The organism is Vreelandella sp. L-25 (assembly GCF_056857535.1).
Genome location: NZ_JBSXNH010000079.1, coordinates 97,496 through 113,578, shown reverse-complemented (window position 1 = coordinate 113,578; position 16,083 = coordinate 97,496). Strand labels below are relative to the sequence as shown.

The window sequence follows — 16,083 nt, the reverse complement described above, 5'->3', positions numbered from 1 at the left end:
TGACACTCCCGTTACCGCGAGCGAGAATCGTGCACCGAGCGTCCTTCGTGTGAACCTGACGGTTGAGGAGCCGAGTGCGTCAATCGCGCACGCTCGGATCTGTGGGGGGCCGGAACGAGCAATCGTCCGGTCTACCCGACCTATAACTCATGCTCAAACGCGCATTCTCAATATGGATGCGCGCCTGGAAGGCGAGTTTGCGCTCGGCAATACCCAACATACGCTGGTGGCAGGTATTGACCGTCAGGACGCTCGCTGGTCTCAGGATAACTATAGTTCGGTGGCCAGTGGTGGCGGGCAGTTCAACGTCTATAACCCTCAGTATGGCAATCTTCAGCTGGATTCGCTGAACCCCACTGACCGCCCGGATAATGAGATTGAACAAGTCGGCGTGTATCTGGCGGATCATATCGAAGTAGGCCCTGTGGTCGTCTCAGCGGGCCTGCGCCGTGACTGGGCAGAGAACCGCACGCTGGCGCTATCTGGCCCAGATACGGTCAGTGATGAAGGTGAGACCACCGGCCGGCTGGGGCTGATGTACCGCTTTGATAACGGCTTCTCACCCTATGTCAGCTACTCCGAAGCGTTCGCCATGAACTTGGGTAACGACGGTACGGCCAACCCAAGCCCCTTGAAGCCCACCACCGGCGACCAGGAGGAGATTGGCTTTAAGTACGTATCTCCAGATCAATCCCTGGCCGTGAGCGCGGCGTACTTTGATATTACTCAGCAAAACCGCATTAGCGATGGCGTTACTCCGGGCGGCGTCGAGCAAGTGGGTGCCGTGGTCGATGGCTGGGAGCTACAGGTAAATAAGCGCTGGCAGCAGTTTGAAACCCAAGTGGCGTATACCAACTTAAACGCCACTAACGACGGCACCGGTATTCGCTTGCCGTATGTGGCCGAAGAGCAGGCTTCCTGGTGGAACCGCCTGTATGTGGGAAATAACTGGCGTGTTGGGGCGGGTGTTCGTTATGTCGGCGACAACGTTGGCTCTGGCGGCGCGCCGGTGGTGCCTTCCAGCACGCTGTATGATGCGATGGTGGGTTACACTATGGGCGAGTGGGATTTCTCGGTGGATCTGAAAAACGCCACCGACGAAGAGTATGTCTCCTGGTGCCGCTATGACGTCGGTGACTGTGGCTACGGCGACCGTCGCAGCGTCACGGCCAACGTGCGCTATCAGTTTTAACGCATCATGATATAACAAACGGGGCCTGCGATGAGCAGGCCCCGTTTGGTTAATGGGACTCAATGCGTGAGCGGCGTTAGTGCGGCTGCTTGACCAGTGGCTTCACCAAACGCCGCACGATTGGGGCGACCAAGTTGATCACCGGCAGCGCGACGGCAAAGGCAAACAGCCACGCCTTGAGCCAAATCACTACAATCCCTTCCACAAGTCCCACGTTATACAGCGTTATGACCAGCGACATAATGCATGACATAAACAGTGCCATCAGGCATGAAAATATCAGCTGGGCGTATTTCGGATCGAACATCGTACGTTTTCCTGATACGCGAATTAACGCTTATCTTCGGTTTTCTCGGTGAAGTCGCTGGCGTCGTGGCGCTCGTGAAGCTGCTCGTTGGGTTCGCCCCAGGTGCGGTTTACCATGCGGCCCCGCTGTACCGCAGGGCGGGCATCAATCTCTTCGGTCCAACGCAGCACATTCGTATAGGTGTGTGCCTCGAGGAACTCAGCGGCCTCATACACGCGGTTTTTCACCAGCGCGCCGTACCAGGGGTGAATCGCTATATCGGCAATGGTGTACTCATCGCCTGCCATAAAGCGGTTGTCGGCCAAGTGACGATCCAGTACGTCTAGCTGACGTTTGACTTCCATGGTGTAGCGGTCAATCGGGTACTGGTACTTCTCTGGCGCGTAGGCGTAGAAGTGACCAAAGCCGCCGCCCAGTATGGGAGCGCTGCCCATTTGCCAGAACAGCCAAGAGAGGCACTCGGTGCGTTTGGCCGGGTCTGTAGGCAGAAATTCACCGAATTTCTCGGCGAGATAGAGCAAAATAGCCCCTGACTCAAACACCCGTTGGGGCGGGTTCATACTGTGATCCACCAGCACCGGGATCTTGGAGTTAGGGTTAGCCTCAACGAAGCCGCTGCCAAACTGGTCGCCTTCGCCGATTTGAATCAGGTGCGCATCGTACTCGGCTGCCTCAATACCTTTTTCCAGCAGCTCTTCTAGCATTACCGTGACTTTCACACCGTTGGGCGTGGCGAGGGAGTAGAGCTGTAGCGGATGTTTGCCTACCGGCAGCGCTTTATCATGGGTGGCGCCCGCTACCGGACGATTGATGTTTGCAAACTTACCGCCGTTGCCCGGCTCCCATTTCCATACGCTCGGTGGTGTATAGGTCGTATCGGTCATCATAGCCTCGCTGTTCATCAGGTAAGAAAAAAAAAGTGCAATCGCCTAGCCTAGCTTACTGAGTTATCCCTACTTTATGGGGACGTAACCTTCACGGCCACCCGTGGCATGAGCATGTGCGCGGTAAGCAATCGTTTCAATCGACATTGAGTCTCTCCTGTTTATGGGGCTCAGTCGTTATGGTTGGATAGTGACTGGTACATCAGGTTAATTACGCATTCGCTATTAATTTAGTGCGGCTTTATTTTGTGCGCAAGCTAGATGATCAGAAAGTTTGTAGTGCCACGGACGAGAGTCGCACTACTTGGCTTTTTGCAGGCTATCGCGCAGTTGAACCAAATCCTCTTTCAACTGCGTTAAGGCCTCCATAGACTTCTCGCTGGCATTCACCATACAACTGGGAATATGACGCGCCTGCTCGCGCAGGGAACGGCCTTTATCGGTCAGAAATAGCTCCACCACGCGCTCATCTTGCACGCTACGCTGGCGGCGCAATAGCTGGTCGGCTTCTAAACGCTTTAGGAGAGGAGTCAGCGAGCCAGGGTCTGTCAGTAAGCGCTTACTGAGCGTCCCTACAGTAATGCCATCTTCTTGCCAAAGTACCAGCATGACTAGGTATTGCGGGTAAGTAAGCCCTAACTTTTTCAAAAGCGGTTTATAAACTTTTGTCATCATCAACGATGTTGAATAGAGGGCGAAGCAGAGCTGATGGTCTAGCTCTAGTTCGCTGCAAGTGTCTAACGCAGGCATGTGGACTCCAGGACAGGATGCATATCGGGTAATGTAGCGCGCTAGGCGGTGAGTGGCTATCCCTAGACGTTGGTCGTAAGTTGGCAGTTTTGCTTTGACACCCAGCCGAATGGTCACTAGCCTTCGCTTATTGGATGTTACCGGTAACACTACGGCGTAACAGGCGCGATAGCACGGCAGCGTTCATAACCGCTTAGCAATTAGCAGTTCAGCACTCAACAACAATGAATGTTTGGAGATAACGTCATGACAGCGATTTGGCGCAACACGCTTACCTTAGTTGGTGCAACCACCCTTACTTTTGGCATGGCGCATGCCCAAAGCCCCGAGCTTTCCGACCCGCCGGCCATTGAAGGGGATGTCGTGGCGGACCACGGTAGCCATACGCTTCGCATGGGCATTGGCCTTTCTGAAACCTCTCCGCAGTTTCTCTCTAGCCAATACTTTGGCGAGATTCTAGAGCAGCGTACCGAAGGCCGTATCACGGTCAACGTGTTCCCCAACAGCCAGTTGGGCGACGATGTTCAGATGATGGAAATGCTGCAGACCGGCACGCTGGATATGACGTACCCATCTAGCTCCGCAACCACAGGCTATGTGCAAGCGCTGTCGGCGTTCGACCTACCGTTCCTGCTGCCCAGCCGTGAAGCCGCCATTGCAGTGATGCAGAGCGACGTTGCCCAAGAGATGCTAGATGGCTTTGAAGGCACTGGCTTAAAGGCACTCACTTTCTCTGAAAACGGCTACCGCCAGCTCTCTAACAGCGCGCGCCCCGTTGAAACGCCAGAAGATGTCGCAGGCCAGGATGTTCGCGGTTTGAGCGTACGTACCATGCAGAACCCGGTGCACCTGGCGATTTGGGAAGCATTAGGTGCTAACCCCACGCCGATGGCGTTTGGTGAGCTGTTCTCTGCCCTAGAGCAGGGCGTGGTCGATGGCCAGGAAAACCCCTGGAGCACCATCCTGACCTCTAACTTCAACGAAGTTCAGGATTACGGCACCGAAACCCGCCACGTCTACACACCGTTCATCATGATGCTTTCCGAGCGTACCTGGGACCGTATGGCACCCGAGTACCAAGAGCTGGTGCTGGAAGCCGCGCGTCAATCCGCCGAGTACGAAATTCAACTCTCTGCTGAGTATGACGACTGGTCCCGTGAGCAGTTAGAAGCCCGCGGTATGCAGATCACTCGCTTGAGCGATGAGCAACTGGCCGCGTTCCAAGACGCCGTGCAGCCCGTTTATGAAGAGTGGGCGCCGCGCATTGGCGAAGATCTGATCGCTGAAATTCAACAGATCGTTGAAGATGCTAGCAACTAATACGCACCATTAAGCGCGCCATCGGGCAGGCCATTGTGCCTGCCCGACTTGTCAGTGCCCCTGGAGTTCTTATGACATCCTCCTCAACACCTCCCAACGCTGAATCCTCTTTGAGAGCGCCTACGATTGAAGATCCGTCGGTCTATTTAGACGACCCCAATCGCAAGCTGCTGGAAATTGATACTGAAACGCGTCAAGGCCCCGCGCTGTTTCGCTGGTTAACGCTTGGCATGGAGTATTTGATCGGCGCCATTTTAGTGGCGCTGATTGTGGCGGTGTCCAGCAATGTGGTGGGCCGTTCGCTATTTAACCACTCGCTGCCTTGGGTCGATGAGCTGGCGCGCATGCTGTTTATTTGGCTGGTGTTTATTGGCGCGGCCGCTGCGTTTGCCCGCTATGAGCACATTGCCGTGGATGCCTTGGTGCGGCGTTTGCCACTGCGCTTTGCGCATATGCTGTACTGCTTACAGCACCTAATTATTGCCGGTCTTATGCTGGTCATGGTGTTTGGCGGCTATCAAGTGCTGTCACGCTCCAGCGGGCGCTCTGCGATTATGGGCGTGCCCTTGAGCCTCGTGAGTCTTTCCCTAGTGCTGTGCGTCATCTTTATTGCCGCCGTCTCGCTTTGGCGGGTATGGATGAGCGTACGCGTGATTGTTCAACCACACGGCCAGTCGGCTGACGCGCAAGGGGAGTGATCACCATGCTGTGGATTTTCCTAGCCATTTTATTAGTGTCGATTGTGATCGGCTTGCCCATCGCGTTTGGTTTGGGAGTGGCGGCGCTGGTCATGGCGGTGCTCTCAGATATTCCGCTCTCGATTATGATTGAGCAGTCCATCCGTGGAGTGAACAGTTTTCCGCTGCTGGCCATTCCGTTCTTTATTCTGGTCGGTGAAGTAATGAGTAACGGCGGCATTGCGCGTCGTTTGATGGAGCTTGCGGGGGCGCTGGTCGGCTTTATGCGTGGCGGCCTGGGCCAAGTGGCCATTACCGGGTCTATGTTTTTCGGCGGTATCAGCGGCTCTGCCGTTGCCGATACGGCGGCCACCGGCTCGATGATGATTCCTTCCATGAAGCAGCAGGGCTATACCGCGGCCAACGCCACGGCCATCAATACGGTCTCATCGGTGATCGGGATTATTATTCCGCCTTCTATTCCGCTGATTCTGTACGGCATCGTCACCGAAACCTCCATCAGCCGCCTGTTCATTTCCGGCATTGTGCCTGGGCTACTGATTGGCGCTGCCCTGATGGTCACCACCTATATTCTGGCCAATAAGCAGGGCGGCGGCGTGCGCCAGTTCCGCTGGGACGTGCTGTGGAAAGCCTTTAAAGACGCCTGGCTGGCCCTGGTGTTACCGGTGATTGTCATTGGCGGTATTATTGGCGGCGTGTTCACCGCCACAGAAGCGGCGGTCGCGGCACTGCTTTACTCGCTGGCGATTTCACTGCTGGTTTACCGCGAGTTCAAGCTCAGCGAACTCATGGGTATGCTGATTCGTACCGCCAGGCTGACCGGGATGGTAATGATGCTGTTGGCCTTTGCCACCGTTATTGCGTGGTTCTTGACCATCAATATGGTTCCGCAAACGTTGGTACGTCAGGTACAGGCGATTACCCAGGAGCCGTTCCTTCTGCTGCTGATTGTGGCGGCACTGTTGCTGCTGGTGGGCTTTGTAATGGACCTCACGCCGGCCATGGTGATCATGGCACCCATGCTGGCCCCTATCGTCACATCGGTCGGCGTGGATGCCGCTTACTTTGGCGTGCTGATGGCCTTCATTCTGGGGATTGGGCTACTCACGCCGCCGGTGGGCACCTGTCTTTACGTGGGCTGTGGCGTGGGTAAAGTCTCCATGGAGTCTTTGGTCAAGGCCATGTTGCCTTATTATGCCGCGCTGCTTGTGGTGCTGGTGCTGCTCATCGCCTTCCCAAGCATCGTGACTTGGTTGCCCGACCTCACCGCCGTGCGCGGTAACTGATAGGAGCCGCGTGTGACGACTGATTCAAATCATAACGGCTCATATCGCATTCTCGTCATGGGGGTGTCAGGTTCGGGGAAGTCGCATATTGGTCAGCAGCTAGCGGCCAGTATGGAAGCCACCTTTATTGATGGCGATGACCACCACTCGCCAGCCAACGTAGCCAAGATGGCCAGCGGTACACCGCTGAACGACGATGACCGTCGCGACTGGCTAGCAACCCTGGCTGGGCTATTTGCCGAGTATAAGGCGCGGGGTGAGTCGGTGGTGATTGCCTGCTCTGGCCTGAAGCGGCGCTACCGCGACCGCCTGAGAGAGGGGGATAGCGCGCTGCGTATTCTTTACCTAGAAGGCACGCATGGGCTGCTGCGCGAGCGCTTAGAAACTCGTGCCGGGCACTTCTTTAAGGGCGACAGTATGTTAGCCAGCCAGCTAGCCGACCTAGAACCACCGGCAGCAGATGAGGCGGTGACGCTCTCCATCAGCCTAACACCGGCGGTGATCGTCGAGCGTTTTAGCGCCACGCTGGTGCCCGAACAGCGCCGCTCATTAGGCTAAAGGAAGGGATAGGCGGCGGGCTCTACTATTCGTTATGGTAGGGTTCGAGCGCCATCCATTGTACAAGGCAGCGACGCCATTGAAGAAAAAACGCCCTACATTACAAGATATTGCTGATCGCGTTGGTGCCACCAAGATGACCGTTAGCCGCTGTTTACGCGACCCGGAAACGGTATCGGAAGGGCTTCGAGAGCGCATCTTCGGCATCGCCGAGCAGCTTGGTTATATACCCAATCGCGCCCCGGATCTGCTCTCCCGCGCGACCAGTCACTCGATAGGCGTACTGGTCCCCTCGTTGACCAACCAAGTATTTGCCGACGTCATCGTGGGGATCGAAGCCCATACCGAACCGGCAGGCTATCACTTGATGCTCTCCCACTACGGCTATAGTCAGGAGCTCGAGGAGCGCAGCCTTGCCTCGCTACTGTCGTATAACGTAGATGGGGTGATTCTCTCTGACCATGATCACACGCCGCGCAGCCTGCGTATGTTAGAAACCGCTGGCATTCCCATTGTGGAGATTATGGATACCCACCGCCCGCCGCTGCAGCAGGCAGTGGGCTACGATAACGTCCGTGCCGCCTATGATATGGTGAGTGAGATGATGCGCCGTGGTCGCCGCCAAGTTATCTACTTGGCCGTGCGTTTGGATGAACGTACCCGCCAGCGTGAGCTGGGCTATCGTCAAGCCATGGAAGAGCATGGGCTACCCCCCGTAACGCTGCAGAGTAGCCAGCGCTCCTCCTATACCGTGGGGGCTGCGTTGATGCAGGAAATTCAGCGTAACTACCCCGAAACAGACGCTATTTTTTGTACCAATGACGACGTGGCCGTGGGCGCTTACTTCGAGTGTCTACGCCAAGGCATCGGTGTGCCCGAACACATAGCGATTGCCGGGTTTCACGGCCACGATGTTGGTCAGGCAATGACGCCCCGCCTTGCCAGCGTTGTCACGCCCCGTAAGGCGATTGGCGAAGCCGCCGCAAAGGCCCTGCTGGCGCGGATCCGTGGCGAAGCGCTGGAGCAGAAAGTGGTGGATTTGGGGTATCGTATCGAAGCGGGTAAAACGCTATAGCGTCCATCCTAAAAACTGTTTGGCTGCTTACGATAACCTCGTTAGGTTAGCGTTTTATCCTGTTACGCCCGAGCGTGCGAGGCCGCTGTGAAGATTACCCAATTAACGGTTTATCCGGTGAAATCCCTGCAGGGGATTGATGTGTCCCAAAGCGAGATCCATGCCCATGGCCTCGCTTGGGATCGCCGTTGGATGCTGGTGGATGCCCAGCAACGCTTCGTCACCCAGCGCCAGCTACCTGCGCTGGCCACGATCTCCGTGGCGTTGACCTCCGATGCTCTGGTGCTCTCTCACCCCACCGTCGAGCCAATTTCCATTTCACTGGAAGAGCCCAAGGGCAACTTGCGGCTGGTATCGGTGTGGAGTGATCACTGCAAAGCGCTGCCGGAGAGCGAGGCAGTGTCCGAGTGGCTAGAGGCGGCATTGGGTGAACCGGCCAAGGGTGTGAGTCTGGTGCGTTTCGCCACTACCTTTACACGGGCGGTGGAGGACGATTTTCTGGCCGGTGGCGAGGCGCACACCTACTTTGCCGATGGTTATCCCTTTTTGATCACCACTACCGGTTCGCTGGATGCGTTGAACAACGCGCTGGTGGCGGGCGGCAATACACCGGTGCCCATGAATCGGTTTCGGCCCAATATCGTGGTGGATTGCGACGAGGCTTGGCAAGAGGATGGTTGGGCGACGATCGAGAGCGGCAGCTATCAGCTCACCCTGCGCAAACCCTGCCAGCGCTGCAAAATCACCACCGTCGACCAGCAGACCGGCACGATTCCTACTCAAGCCGAGCCACTGAAAACGCTGCTGGCACTGAATACCCAACCCCACTTGAAGGGCGCGCACTTTGGCCAAAACGCCACGTTGACGGCGGGGGAAGGTGGCGTCATTCGTGTGGGGGAAGTGGTCTCCGTAACGCCCCGCTAGGCCTAAAGCGTAGCATTTTCGTGGCAATGGCAGTGCCCAGTAGGGTAATCACCATGCCAGCAATGACCTGTAGGCTCAGCGTTTCCTCCAGCAGCACATAGCCCCACAGCAGGGCGCTAACGGGGACGAGAAACGTCACCGTCGAGGCCGCCGTTGCGCCCGCGCTTGCCAGTAAGCCAAGCCAGCGAATCCTTTTTATTGTCCGCAGTGAGCGCCAGCAGTTTTATCGTCGGGGTTTAGAGGTTTCGACAGCCACATAGAATCACTGCTCAGAATCAGCTACGCTGAATGAGCACCGAACGTAACCCTGCGTTCATCCTGCGAGAAGCACACTACCCTAGGAAAGGAGAACAGAATGGATAGTAAAGCAAGCGCACATTGGGAAGGTGGTTTGAAAGATGGCCAAGGCAAAGTCGCCACGGAAAGCGGCGTACTGGATGCAGGTTACTCCTTCAAGCAGCGTTTCGAAGGCGAGCCCGGCACCAACCCAGAAGAGTTGATCGGCGCCGCACACGCCAGCTGTTTCTCGATGGCCCTATCGATGATCCTTGGTGAGAAAGGCTACACCGCCGACGCCATCGATACCCAGGCAAAAGTCACGCTGTCGCAAAGCGATGCCGGTTTTGATATCTCCAGCATTCACCTGGACGTGGAAGCCAGCGTGAGCGGTGCCGACGACGCTGCTTTTCAGGAAGCCGCCGAAACCGCCAAGGCCAACTGTCCAGTATCTAAAGTCCTCAAGGCCGATATCACGATGTCTGCCAAGTTGAAAGGCTAATATCTGGCACTGCCTTAGGGCAGCGCTTGGCAGCGTGTTGTATACCGTTGTCGCCACTCACATACGAGAAGGTCCTTGCCGAATGGCAAGGCCCTTTTTGCGAGCAATGGCTGCTATGTACTCGTTAAAGTACTGCTTAGCTCTGTGTCGCGCATCTCGTTAGCGTTGTCTTCGCTATTGTTCATCTCGGTGTCGAGCTCGGTGCGAAGATCATCGTTATCAAGAAAATGCTAGATAAAGGTTAAACGGCTGCGACAGTCTGGCGAATTGACCCGCTGCCTATGGCTGTGCATATTCATTTTCATCGTCATCAAGATCGCCGTAGAGCGATAGCGACATAGAGAGATTTTCCAATGACCCTGACAGACCCTTCATGGCTGTTTCAGCCATTGAAACAGCGCTTGGCTGGCGGTGTTGTGGCATTAGGCGCTTGGCTGATGACAGCCAGCGCGATCGCCAACGATACTGAGCTGCCGAAAGGCCATTTTTTACTGCCCGAGTCGGGCAATATGGTGGGCGAAGTGTATACCGTCACTGCGAGTGAAGAGGACACGCTACTGGATATTGCCCGAGCGCATAACGTGGGCTACGAAGAGATCCGCATGGCTAACCCGGACGTGAGTCTGTGGGTGCCTGGCGAAGGCACCGAGGTCACCATTCCGGGGCAGTTCATCCTTCCTGACGAGCCTCGCACTGGTATCGTGATCAACGTTGCCGAGCTGCGCATGTATTACTACCCCGAGGCCGAAGATGGCCATGCTCCCCGTGTCGAAACCTATCCCATCGGCATTGGCCGCGATGCCTACAATACGCCGTTGGGTATCACCGAAACCACCATGCGCTTGGAAAATCCGGCATGGTACCCGCCTGAGTCGATCCGCCGCGAGGCCGCCGAGCGTGGTGACCCGCCGCCTGCGGTCGTACCGCCTGGACCGGATAACCCGCTGGGTCAATATGCCATTTTGTTGGATATTCCCGGTTATCTGATTCATGGCACCAATCAACCTGACGGGATTGGTATGCGCGCCAGTCGCGGCTGTATTCGCATGTACCCCGAGGATATCGAGTCAGTCTTCTGGCGTGTGCCAGTGGGCACACAGGTGAACATCATCGATGCGCCGATCAAGCTGGGGTGGGGAGCCGACGGCGAGGCCTACATTCAGGCGTTCACGGCGACCGATGAGCAGGCCTTTGGCATGGAAACGCTGTTGAACGTGGTGAGCCTGATCGAAGAGCATAAAGGGGAAGGTCGTGCCAACTACGAGCAGGTGAGCCGCGTGTTGGAAGAAGCCAGCGGCCAGATCGTGCCACTTAGCTAACCAATGTTCACTCGGCATCAGGCGGCAACGCGGGGACCAGCGAGAGCGCTACCGCCTGACGCACTAAGGCGGCCACATTGGCCGCTCCCATCGCCTTCATCGCCCGCAGTCGATACACCTCGACGGTTTTGGCGCTGATGCCCATGTGATCGGCGATTTCACGGCTGGTCATGCCCTCTGCAACATGCTGCACGATGCGCTGCTCTTTGGGGCGCAGGGCGTCGAACTCTGTTTGTAATCGTGCCAGTGCCTGGGTCTGTTGATGCTGCTGTTCGGTATGGCTGAGTGCTTGCTGCACTACATCGATGAGCTGCTGATGATTGAAGGGCTTCTCGATAAAGTCGAATGCGCCGTTCTTCAATGCTGCCACCGCCATGGGAACGTCGCCGTGACCGGTCATCATGATGAGGGGCAGGCGGCTGCCCTGGTCAACGAGCTGTTGTTGCACCTGAAGACCACTCATACCCGGCATGCGAACGTCCAGCAGTAGCGCGCCAAAGGTTTCGTGCTCCGTGGTTAAAAAGGCGTCACCGCTGGCGAAAGCGCGGGAGGTGAGCCCTACCGATTCCAATAGCCACACCAGCGATTCCCGAAGCGCGTCGTCGTCATCGACCACCGCGATGGCGCTAGTCTTGGGCGAAGAGGCAGTCGTAGGCGCATTAGCCGAGGGCATCAAACGTCGGTCTCCGTGCGTAGAAATACGTCAAAACAGGCACCTTTAGCGCTGTCGGTGCGCAGGGAGAGGGCGCCTCCCATACTTTCCACCAGTGTGCGGCTAATGGCTAGCCCCATGCCAAGCCCTTCATCACGGGTGGTAAAAAAAGCGTCAAAAATCATGGGCTGATACCTCGGGTCGACCCCCGGCCCTTCGTCCTCCACGCTTAGCGTGATTTGTCGCTGGCCGCTTCGCCGTGCGCTGACGCGCACTGTTTTGGCATCAACCACTCGACGGCTGGCAGTCAGCGCATTCAGCAATAAATTAACGATGACCTGTTCCAAGGCAATCGCGTCGCCGTAGATCCGCGGCAGCCCAGCGGGAAGCTCTACCGTTAGACCCACCGCTGCCTGTTGGTACTGCCAGTCGCAGAGCCCGCAGGCGGCCGTCACTACGTCAGCCAACACCAGTGGGCGTACTTGATGGCTACGCTTTCGGACGAAGCTGCGCAGATGCCGCAGACGCTGGGCGAGGCGCTGTACCTGCTCGTCGATGCGCTCTAGAGGTAGTTGAAGCTCGCTGGCGAGGGGCGTGGGTTGCTGCTGGCACTTTAGCAACGCGCCGCTGGTGTAGTTGGCAATGGCGCCTAAGGGTTGATTCAGCTCGTGGGCGATATTGGAGGCAAGTTCGCCTGCGGCAGCTAGCCGGTTAGCGTGGGCAATCTGCTCTTGGTGGCGACGCGCCTGGGCTTCTGCGGCTTTGCGGGCGCTAATATCGCGATTCACCAAGGCAAAGTGACCAGGCTCTGCCCCCCTGCTGCGGTGGGCCAGTACCACACTGAGCACCGGCACGCTGCCGCTTGCGGTGCGCATCTCCAGCTCACCGCTCCATGAGCCGTAACGCTCCACGGCGGGAAATACCACCTCATTTAATAAGCGCAGCGAGTCGGCTTGGTATAGCTCACTGAGTGCAGTAGACGCTTCGTTGGGCAAGGCAAAGCAGCGGCGAGCGGCTTCGTTAGCGCTGAATACCTGCTGGTTTGGCCCTAAAAACAGCACGTAGTCGGTGGTGGATTCGACCACCTGCGCCAAACGCTCGCGAGTGGCTTCAGCCTCAATACGACGTCCAACGTCTCGGGAGACGCACAGGATATCGATCAATTCGCCGGTCTCTGTATCCCGCCGGGTGCGGCTGGTGGTTTCAAACCATACGTAATGGCCCGCTTTGGCGCGGAAACGGTAGGTTTGCTGATAGAAACCGTCGTGGTAGTAAACCCGCGGTGACTTGTTGAGCAGGTCGTTCAAATCCGCTGGGTGAAAAAGCTGATACGCGGAGACGCCGATGAGTTCGTCGGGTTCATAGCCCAGCAGCTCCCGCGCGGCCTGAGAGGCATACAAAAACGTGCCGTCTCGGGCGTGGCGGGAGATCAGGTCGGTGGTGCTCTCGGCCAGCCACTGATAGTGGCGCTTTTCCTCCTCGAGTGCGGCGTTGCGCGCTTCTAAGGTGGCCAATTTTGCTGCTAGGGTTGCCTCTCTCTTATTGCTCATAAATTAGCGGGCAGGATCTAATACGCCGCCCATGGATGCGTTGCGGCGGAACCAGCCCGCAATGCTAGCGCGAGGCTGGCGGGTGGGTAGCACTTCGTGGGGAATGGTTTCCGATAAAAAGCAGGCAAACGTACCGGCTTCGGGCACCACGCGGGCCACTTCCAGGGTTGGGTCGTCCGGGTGATAAATCACCATTTCACCGCCGCCGTCGCTCGGCCAGTCGGGGTTCAAATAGCCGACGGTGGAAATCACGCGGTTGGCCCGCCCGCGAAAGCTGTCCAAGTGGCGCTGGTAGAAGGCTCCGGCAGGGTAGTGAGCAAAGTGGGCTTCGTACTCAAACAGGCCAAGAAATAGCGCTTGGTTGAGAGACTGCTGTAGCTCTGCCATAGCATCCAGGTATCGGCGCTGAGCGTCGCTCTCTCGGTCTAGCCAATGGATAGCATCACCCCGGATATCTTTACGTAAGTGGTGCTGCTGGCCTCGGCCAATGCCAGCCTCATCCAGCGCGTCGTGTTCGGCGAGGTGGTGGATCTCGCGGTGCAGCGCTTGACACAGAGCCGAGTCGATCACCCCTTTCCCCACATACCAACCTTGTTCCACCAGCGCGTCGACCAGCTCCAAATGGGCTTGCGGGTCAAGGGCGGGAGAGTCCAGTTCAGATAAAGCGATCATTTCGTGATTCTCGTAACGGGCGCGCGTTCGGCTTTGGCCGAGCGACTGCTTGTGGGGGTGCGTCGTTCGGGGTAGTGGCGTAGGGCGCCGGGCGGGCGCTGATAAAGGTCAATCTCCATTCCAAAACCCTCGGCCAACAGCTCCACCAACATCATGGCAGATAATCCCCAAATCACGTGACCATCGACGTGATAGCTGGGCACATAGTGGGCGACGCCATCGACGGTAATCACATCGGTATGGGTGCGCTGGTCGTCTAAAAAGTGGCTGAGCGGGACTTCAAAAATAGCGTCCAGCTCCGCTGGGTCTGCCACCAGCGGTAGATCCGGTGGAATAATACCCACCCAGGGCGTCACGCGAATGCCGTGAAGCGAAATGACGTCCGACAGCCGCCCCAGGGGCTGTACCAGGCCAGGGGCTAACGCAATCTCTTCTTCTGCTTCCCGCAACGCCGTGGCGTATAGATCAGCGTCACCCGGTTCACGTTTACCGCCAGGAAAAGCGACTTGGCCACGGTGGGTATTCAAGTGGCTGGCTCGGCGAGTAAACAGTAGGGTGGGGGCAGGGCGCTCAACAATCGGCATGAGCACGGCAGCTTCCGGCAGTGCTACATGGTCTAGCCGTTGAGGGGTATGCTGTTGCAGCCGTTTGCGCAGTTTCTCTAACATAGGAGTCTCTTTACTTTGCTCTCTTTTACCCAGCCACGGTGATCATCGTCAAGCACGTTGATGCCTCGACCCACCAGCCGTAGAGAAAACGCGATGAACTTTTGTAGTCAGTGTGGTGAGAAAGTCCGGTTTGCCGTTCCCGAGGGAGACGATCGCCCCCGCTACCTGTGCGATGCCTGCGGTACCATTCACTACCAGAATCCGCGCATTGTGGCGGGTACGCTGCCGGTGAGCGGCTCCAAAGTGCTGCTCTGCAAGCGAGCGATCTCCCCTCGAAAAGGGTACTGGACGCTACCGGCGGGGTACATGGAGAACGCCGAGACCACCCAGCAGGCCGCCACGCGGGAAACCTGGGAGGAAGCCTTCGCTGAGGTCACGCTGGGCGACTTGTACACGCTGATCGATCTTCCGCATATCAACCAAGTCTATATGATCTTTCGCGCGGATTTGGTGGGCGGCTTTGGTGCCGGGCCAGAGAGCCTGGAGGTGGCGCTATTCGAGGAACACGAGATTCCTTGGGACGCGCTGGCCTTCCCCACCATCGAGCGCACGCTGCGCCACTACTTTGCCGACCGCGAAAACGCCGTGTTTCCGCTGCATATCAGCAAAATCACGCCTGAAGATCGCGAGCGCTATGTGGGTAGCGCCTAGCTTGTTCTATAGGTCGGCAAGCTGCCATACGTCGTAGGCGACTTCTTCATAGGGATGCGCCAGTTTGAGCGCGGCAATAGCGGCCTGAATATGCTCGTCGGCGCAGACCAGCTCGACCTTGAACTCCTCAACGGTTTCCAGCTTACCGATCTGACCAATATGTGGCTCTGCACCATCGAGGGGACGAAACTGGCCAGTACCACGCGTTTGAAAGCAGGTGTGTTCGTAATCGCCAATCCGCCCCGCGCCGGTTTCGAATACGGCGTTTTTAACGCTTTCAGCACTTTCAATGGGAACAAAAAACGCGAGCTTATACATAATCAGAGGCCTCCCTTGGGTAATGACGTAACGCTGTACTGCCAATGTTAGCGGATAGCACACTACTGGTCTTGGCGCAGGCTTTGTATGATGGCGTTTTTCAATATAAGCGGCGAACCAACCCATGGATAAGTTTGAAGTAAAGCTCGACCAAGCAGCCAGGGCCGCCTGGATGTCCTATGTGGGCGGCATGACCCAGGATGAGATTGCCACTCAGCTTGGCGTCTCACGCCCTGGCGTCCAACGCTTACTAGCCCTGGCGCGCCAAGAGGGGTTGGTGAAAGTGCATATCGATCACCCCATTTCCACCTGTATGGCGCTGGGCAGCGCGCTGCGGGAGCGTTTTTTATTGCCTGCCCCCGTGGTGGCGGAGTCGCTGGCGGAAAAAGAGGCCATGCTCTCGCAGCGTTTGTTCAAAGCGATTGCCGACGTGGCGAGGTGGTGGACTGCTCGATCACCCGGCGCGTGACTAGCCTGCCGC

The 16,083-nt window shown here is 57.1% G+C and carries 20 protein-coding genes; 11 read left to right on the top strand and 9 right to left on the bottom strand.

Going from position 1 to position 16,083, the window contains the following annotated elements:
* Window positions 1-49 precede the first annotated feature (49 nt).
* Window positions 50-1,192 (top strand): TonB-dependent siderophore receptor, encoded by a 1,143-nt coding sequence (locus AC13CN_RS13555; RefSeq protein ID WP_483053211.1) that lies wholly within the window; start codon window positions 50-52, stop codon window positions 1,190-1,192.
* 76 nt (window positions 1,193-1,268) lie between these two features.
* Here the strand turns inward: AC13CN_RS13555 and AC13CN_RS13550 are convergent, their stop codons facing one another.
* The 3 genes from AC13CN_RS13550 to AC13CN_RS13540 all read right to left on the bottom strand — a co-directional run bounded on the left by AC13CN_RS13550 (window position 1,269) and on the right by AC13CN_RS13540 (window position 3,133).
* Window positions 1,269-1,499 (bottom strand): DUF2798 domain-containing protein, encoded by a 231-nt coding sequence (locus AC13CN_RS13550; RefSeq protein WP_044627909.1) that lies wholly within the window; start codon window positions 1,497-1,499, stop codon window positions 1,269-1,271.
* A 23-nt stretch (window positions 1,500-1,522) separates the two neighbouring features.
* Window positions 1,523-2,383, bottom strand: a complete 861-nt coding sequence (gene yghU, locus AC13CN_RS13545; RefSeq protein WP_062359354.1) for a glutathione-dependent disulfide-bond oxidoreductase — start codon at window positions 2,381-2,383, stop codon at window positions 1,523-1,525.
* A gap of 300 nt (window positions 2,384-2,683) precedes the next feature.
* The gene (locus tag AC13CN_RS13540; protein ID WP_044627908.1) at window positions 2,684-3,133 is read right to left on the bottom strand and encodes a MarR family winged helix-turn-helix transcriptional regulator; all 450 of its coding nucleotides are present in this window, start codon (window positions 3,131-3,133) and stop codon (window positions 2,684-2,686) included.
* 246 nt (window positions 3,134-3,379) lie between these two features.
* Here AC13CN_RS13540 and AC13CN_RS13535 point away from each other — a divergent pair, with 246 nt between their 5' ends.
* From AC13CN_RS13535 to AC13CN_RS13510, 6 genes are all read left to right on the top strand, one after another.
* Entirely contained in the window at window positions 3,380-4,453 is a 1,074-nt protein-coding gene (locus AC13CN_RS13535; RefSeq protein ID WP_044627907.1) for a TRAP transporter substrate-binding protein, read from the top strand.
* A gap of 71 nt (window positions 4,454-4,524) precedes the next feature.
* On the top strand, window positions 4,525-5,151 hold the full coding sequence (locus tag AC13CN_RS13530; protein WP_483053210.1) for a TRAP transporter small permease: 627 nt from the start codon (window positions 4,525-4,527) through the stop codon (window positions 5,149-5,151).
* A gap of 5 nt (window positions 5,152-5,156) precedes the next feature.
* Window positions 5,157-6,437 carry a TRAP transporter large permease gene (locus AC13CN_RS13525; RefSeq protein ID WP_044627905.1) on the top strand — a complete coding sequence of 427 codons (1,281 nt, stop codon included), beginning with the start codon at window positions 5,157-5,159 and terminating at the stop codon, window positions 6,435-6,437.
* A gap of 57 nt (window positions 6,438-6,494) precedes the next feature.
* Window positions 6,495-6,995, top strand: a complete 501-nt coding sequence (locus AC13CN_RS13520) for a gluconokinase (RefSeq protein WP_062359353.1) — start codon at window positions 6,495-6,497, stop codon at window positions 6,993-6,995.
* 79 nt (window positions 6,996-7,074) lie between these two features.
* Window positions 7,075-8,070, top strand: a complete 996-nt coding sequence (gene gntR, locus AC13CN_RS13515; protein WP_062359352.1) for a gluconate operon transcriptional repressor GntR — start codon at window positions 7,075-7,077, stop codon at window positions 8,068-8,070.
* A gap of 87 nt (window positions 8,071-8,157) precedes the next feature.
* Window positions 8,158-8,994 (top strand): MOSC domain-containing protein, encoded by an 837-nt coding sequence (locus AC13CN_RS13510; protein WP_062359328.1) that lies wholly within the window; start codon window positions 8,158-8,160, stop codon window positions 8,992-8,994.
* Here the strand turns inward: AC13CN_RS13510 and AC13CN_RS13505 are convergent.
* Window positions 8,954-9,166 (bottom strand): EamA family transporter, encoded by a 213-nt coding sequence (locus AC13CN_RS13505; protein WP_228168536.1) that lies wholly within the window; start codon window positions 9,164-9,166, stop codon window positions 8,954-8,956. The genes AC13CN_RS13510 and AC13CN_RS13505 overlap by 41 nt on opposite strands.
* A 183-nt stretch (window positions 9,167-9,349) precedes the next feature.
* On the opposite strand from AC13CN_RS13505, the gene AC13CN_RS13500 reads away from it, so the two are divergent.
* Both AC13CN_RS13500 and AC13CN_RS13495 read left to right on the top strand, forming a co-directional pair.
* Complete coding sequence (locus AC13CN_RS13500) at window positions 9,350-9,772, top strand: OsmC family protein (protein WP_044627904.1); 423 nt, start codon at window positions 9,350-9,352, stop codon at window positions 9,770-9,772.
* 353 nt (window positions 9,773-10,125) lie between these two features.
* Complete coding sequence (locus AC13CN_RS13495; RefSeq protein ID WP_089675367.1) at window positions 10,126-11,091, top strand: L,D-transpeptidase family protein; 966 nt, start codon at window positions 10,126-10,128, stop codon at window positions 11,089-11,091.
* 7 nt (window positions 11,092-11,098) lie between these two features.
* On the opposite strand, the gene AC13CN_RS13490 is transcribed toward AC13CN_RS13495, so the two are convergent.
* Genes AC13CN_RS13490 through AC13CN_RS13475 form a run of 4 tightly spaced genes read right to left on the bottom strand, consistent with a single transcriptional unit; the run spans window position 11,099 to window position 14,633 of the window.
* Window positions 11,099-11,764 carry a response regulator transcription factor gene (locus AC13CN_RS13490; protein WP_058576940.1) on the bottom strand — a complete coding sequence of 222 codons (666 nt, stop codon included), beginning with the start codon at window positions 11,762-11,764 and terminating at the stop codon, window positions 11,099-11,101.
* Window positions 11,764-13,293 (bottom strand): PAS domain-containing sensor histidine kinase, encoded by a 1,530-nt coding sequence (locus AC13CN_RS13485; protein ID WP_058576939.1) that lies wholly within the window; start codon window positions 13,291-13,293, stop codon window positions 11,764-11,766. Before AC13CN_RS13485 ends, AC13CN_RS13490 begins: the two co-directional genes overlap by 1 nt.
* A 3-nt stretch (window positions 13,294-13,296) precedes the next feature.
* The gene (locus AC13CN_RS13480) at window positions 13,297-13,965 is read right to left on the bottom strand and encodes a 2OG-Fe(II) oxygenase (protein ID WP_044627900.1); all 669 of its coding nucleotides are present in this window, start codon (window positions 13,963-13,965) and stop codon (window positions 13,297-13,299) included.
* Window positions 13,962-14,633, bottom strand: coding sequence for a CoA pyrophosphatase (locus tag AC13CN_RS13475; protein WP_058576938.1), 672 nt, complete (start codon window positions 14,631-14,633; stop codon window positions 13,962-13,964). The genes AC13CN_RS13480 and AC13CN_RS13475 overlap by 4 nt, the downstream gene beginning before the upstream one ends.
* Window positions 14,634-14,726: 93 nt before the next feature.
* On the opposite strand from AC13CN_RS13475, the gene AC13CN_RS13470 reads away from it, so the two are divergent.
* Window positions 14,727-15,284, top strand: a complete 558-nt coding sequence (locus AC13CN_RS13470) for an NUDIX hydrolase (protein ID WP_058576937.1) — start codon at window positions 14,727-14,729, stop codon at window positions 15,282-15,284.
* Between the two features lie 6 nt (window positions 15,285-15,290).
* On the opposite strand, the gene AC13CN_RS13465 is transcribed toward AC13CN_RS13470, so the two are convergent.
* Entirely contained in the window at window positions 15,291-15,602 is a 312-nt protein-coding gene (locus AC13CN_RS13465) for a YqfO family protein (RefSeq protein WP_044627897.1), read from the bottom strand.
* 124 nt (window positions 15,603-15,726) lie between these two features.
* Here AC13CN_RS13465 and AC13CN_RS13460 point away from each other — a divergent pair, with 124 nt between their 5' ends.
* Window positions 15,727-16,071, top strand: a complete 345-nt coding sequence (locus AC13CN_RS13460; RefSeq protein ID WP_058576936.1) for a sigma factor-like helix-turn-helix DNA-binding protein — start codon at window positions 15,727-15,729, stop codon at window positions 16,069-16,071.
* The last annotated feature ends 12 nt before the right edge of the window (window positions 16,072-16,083 follow it).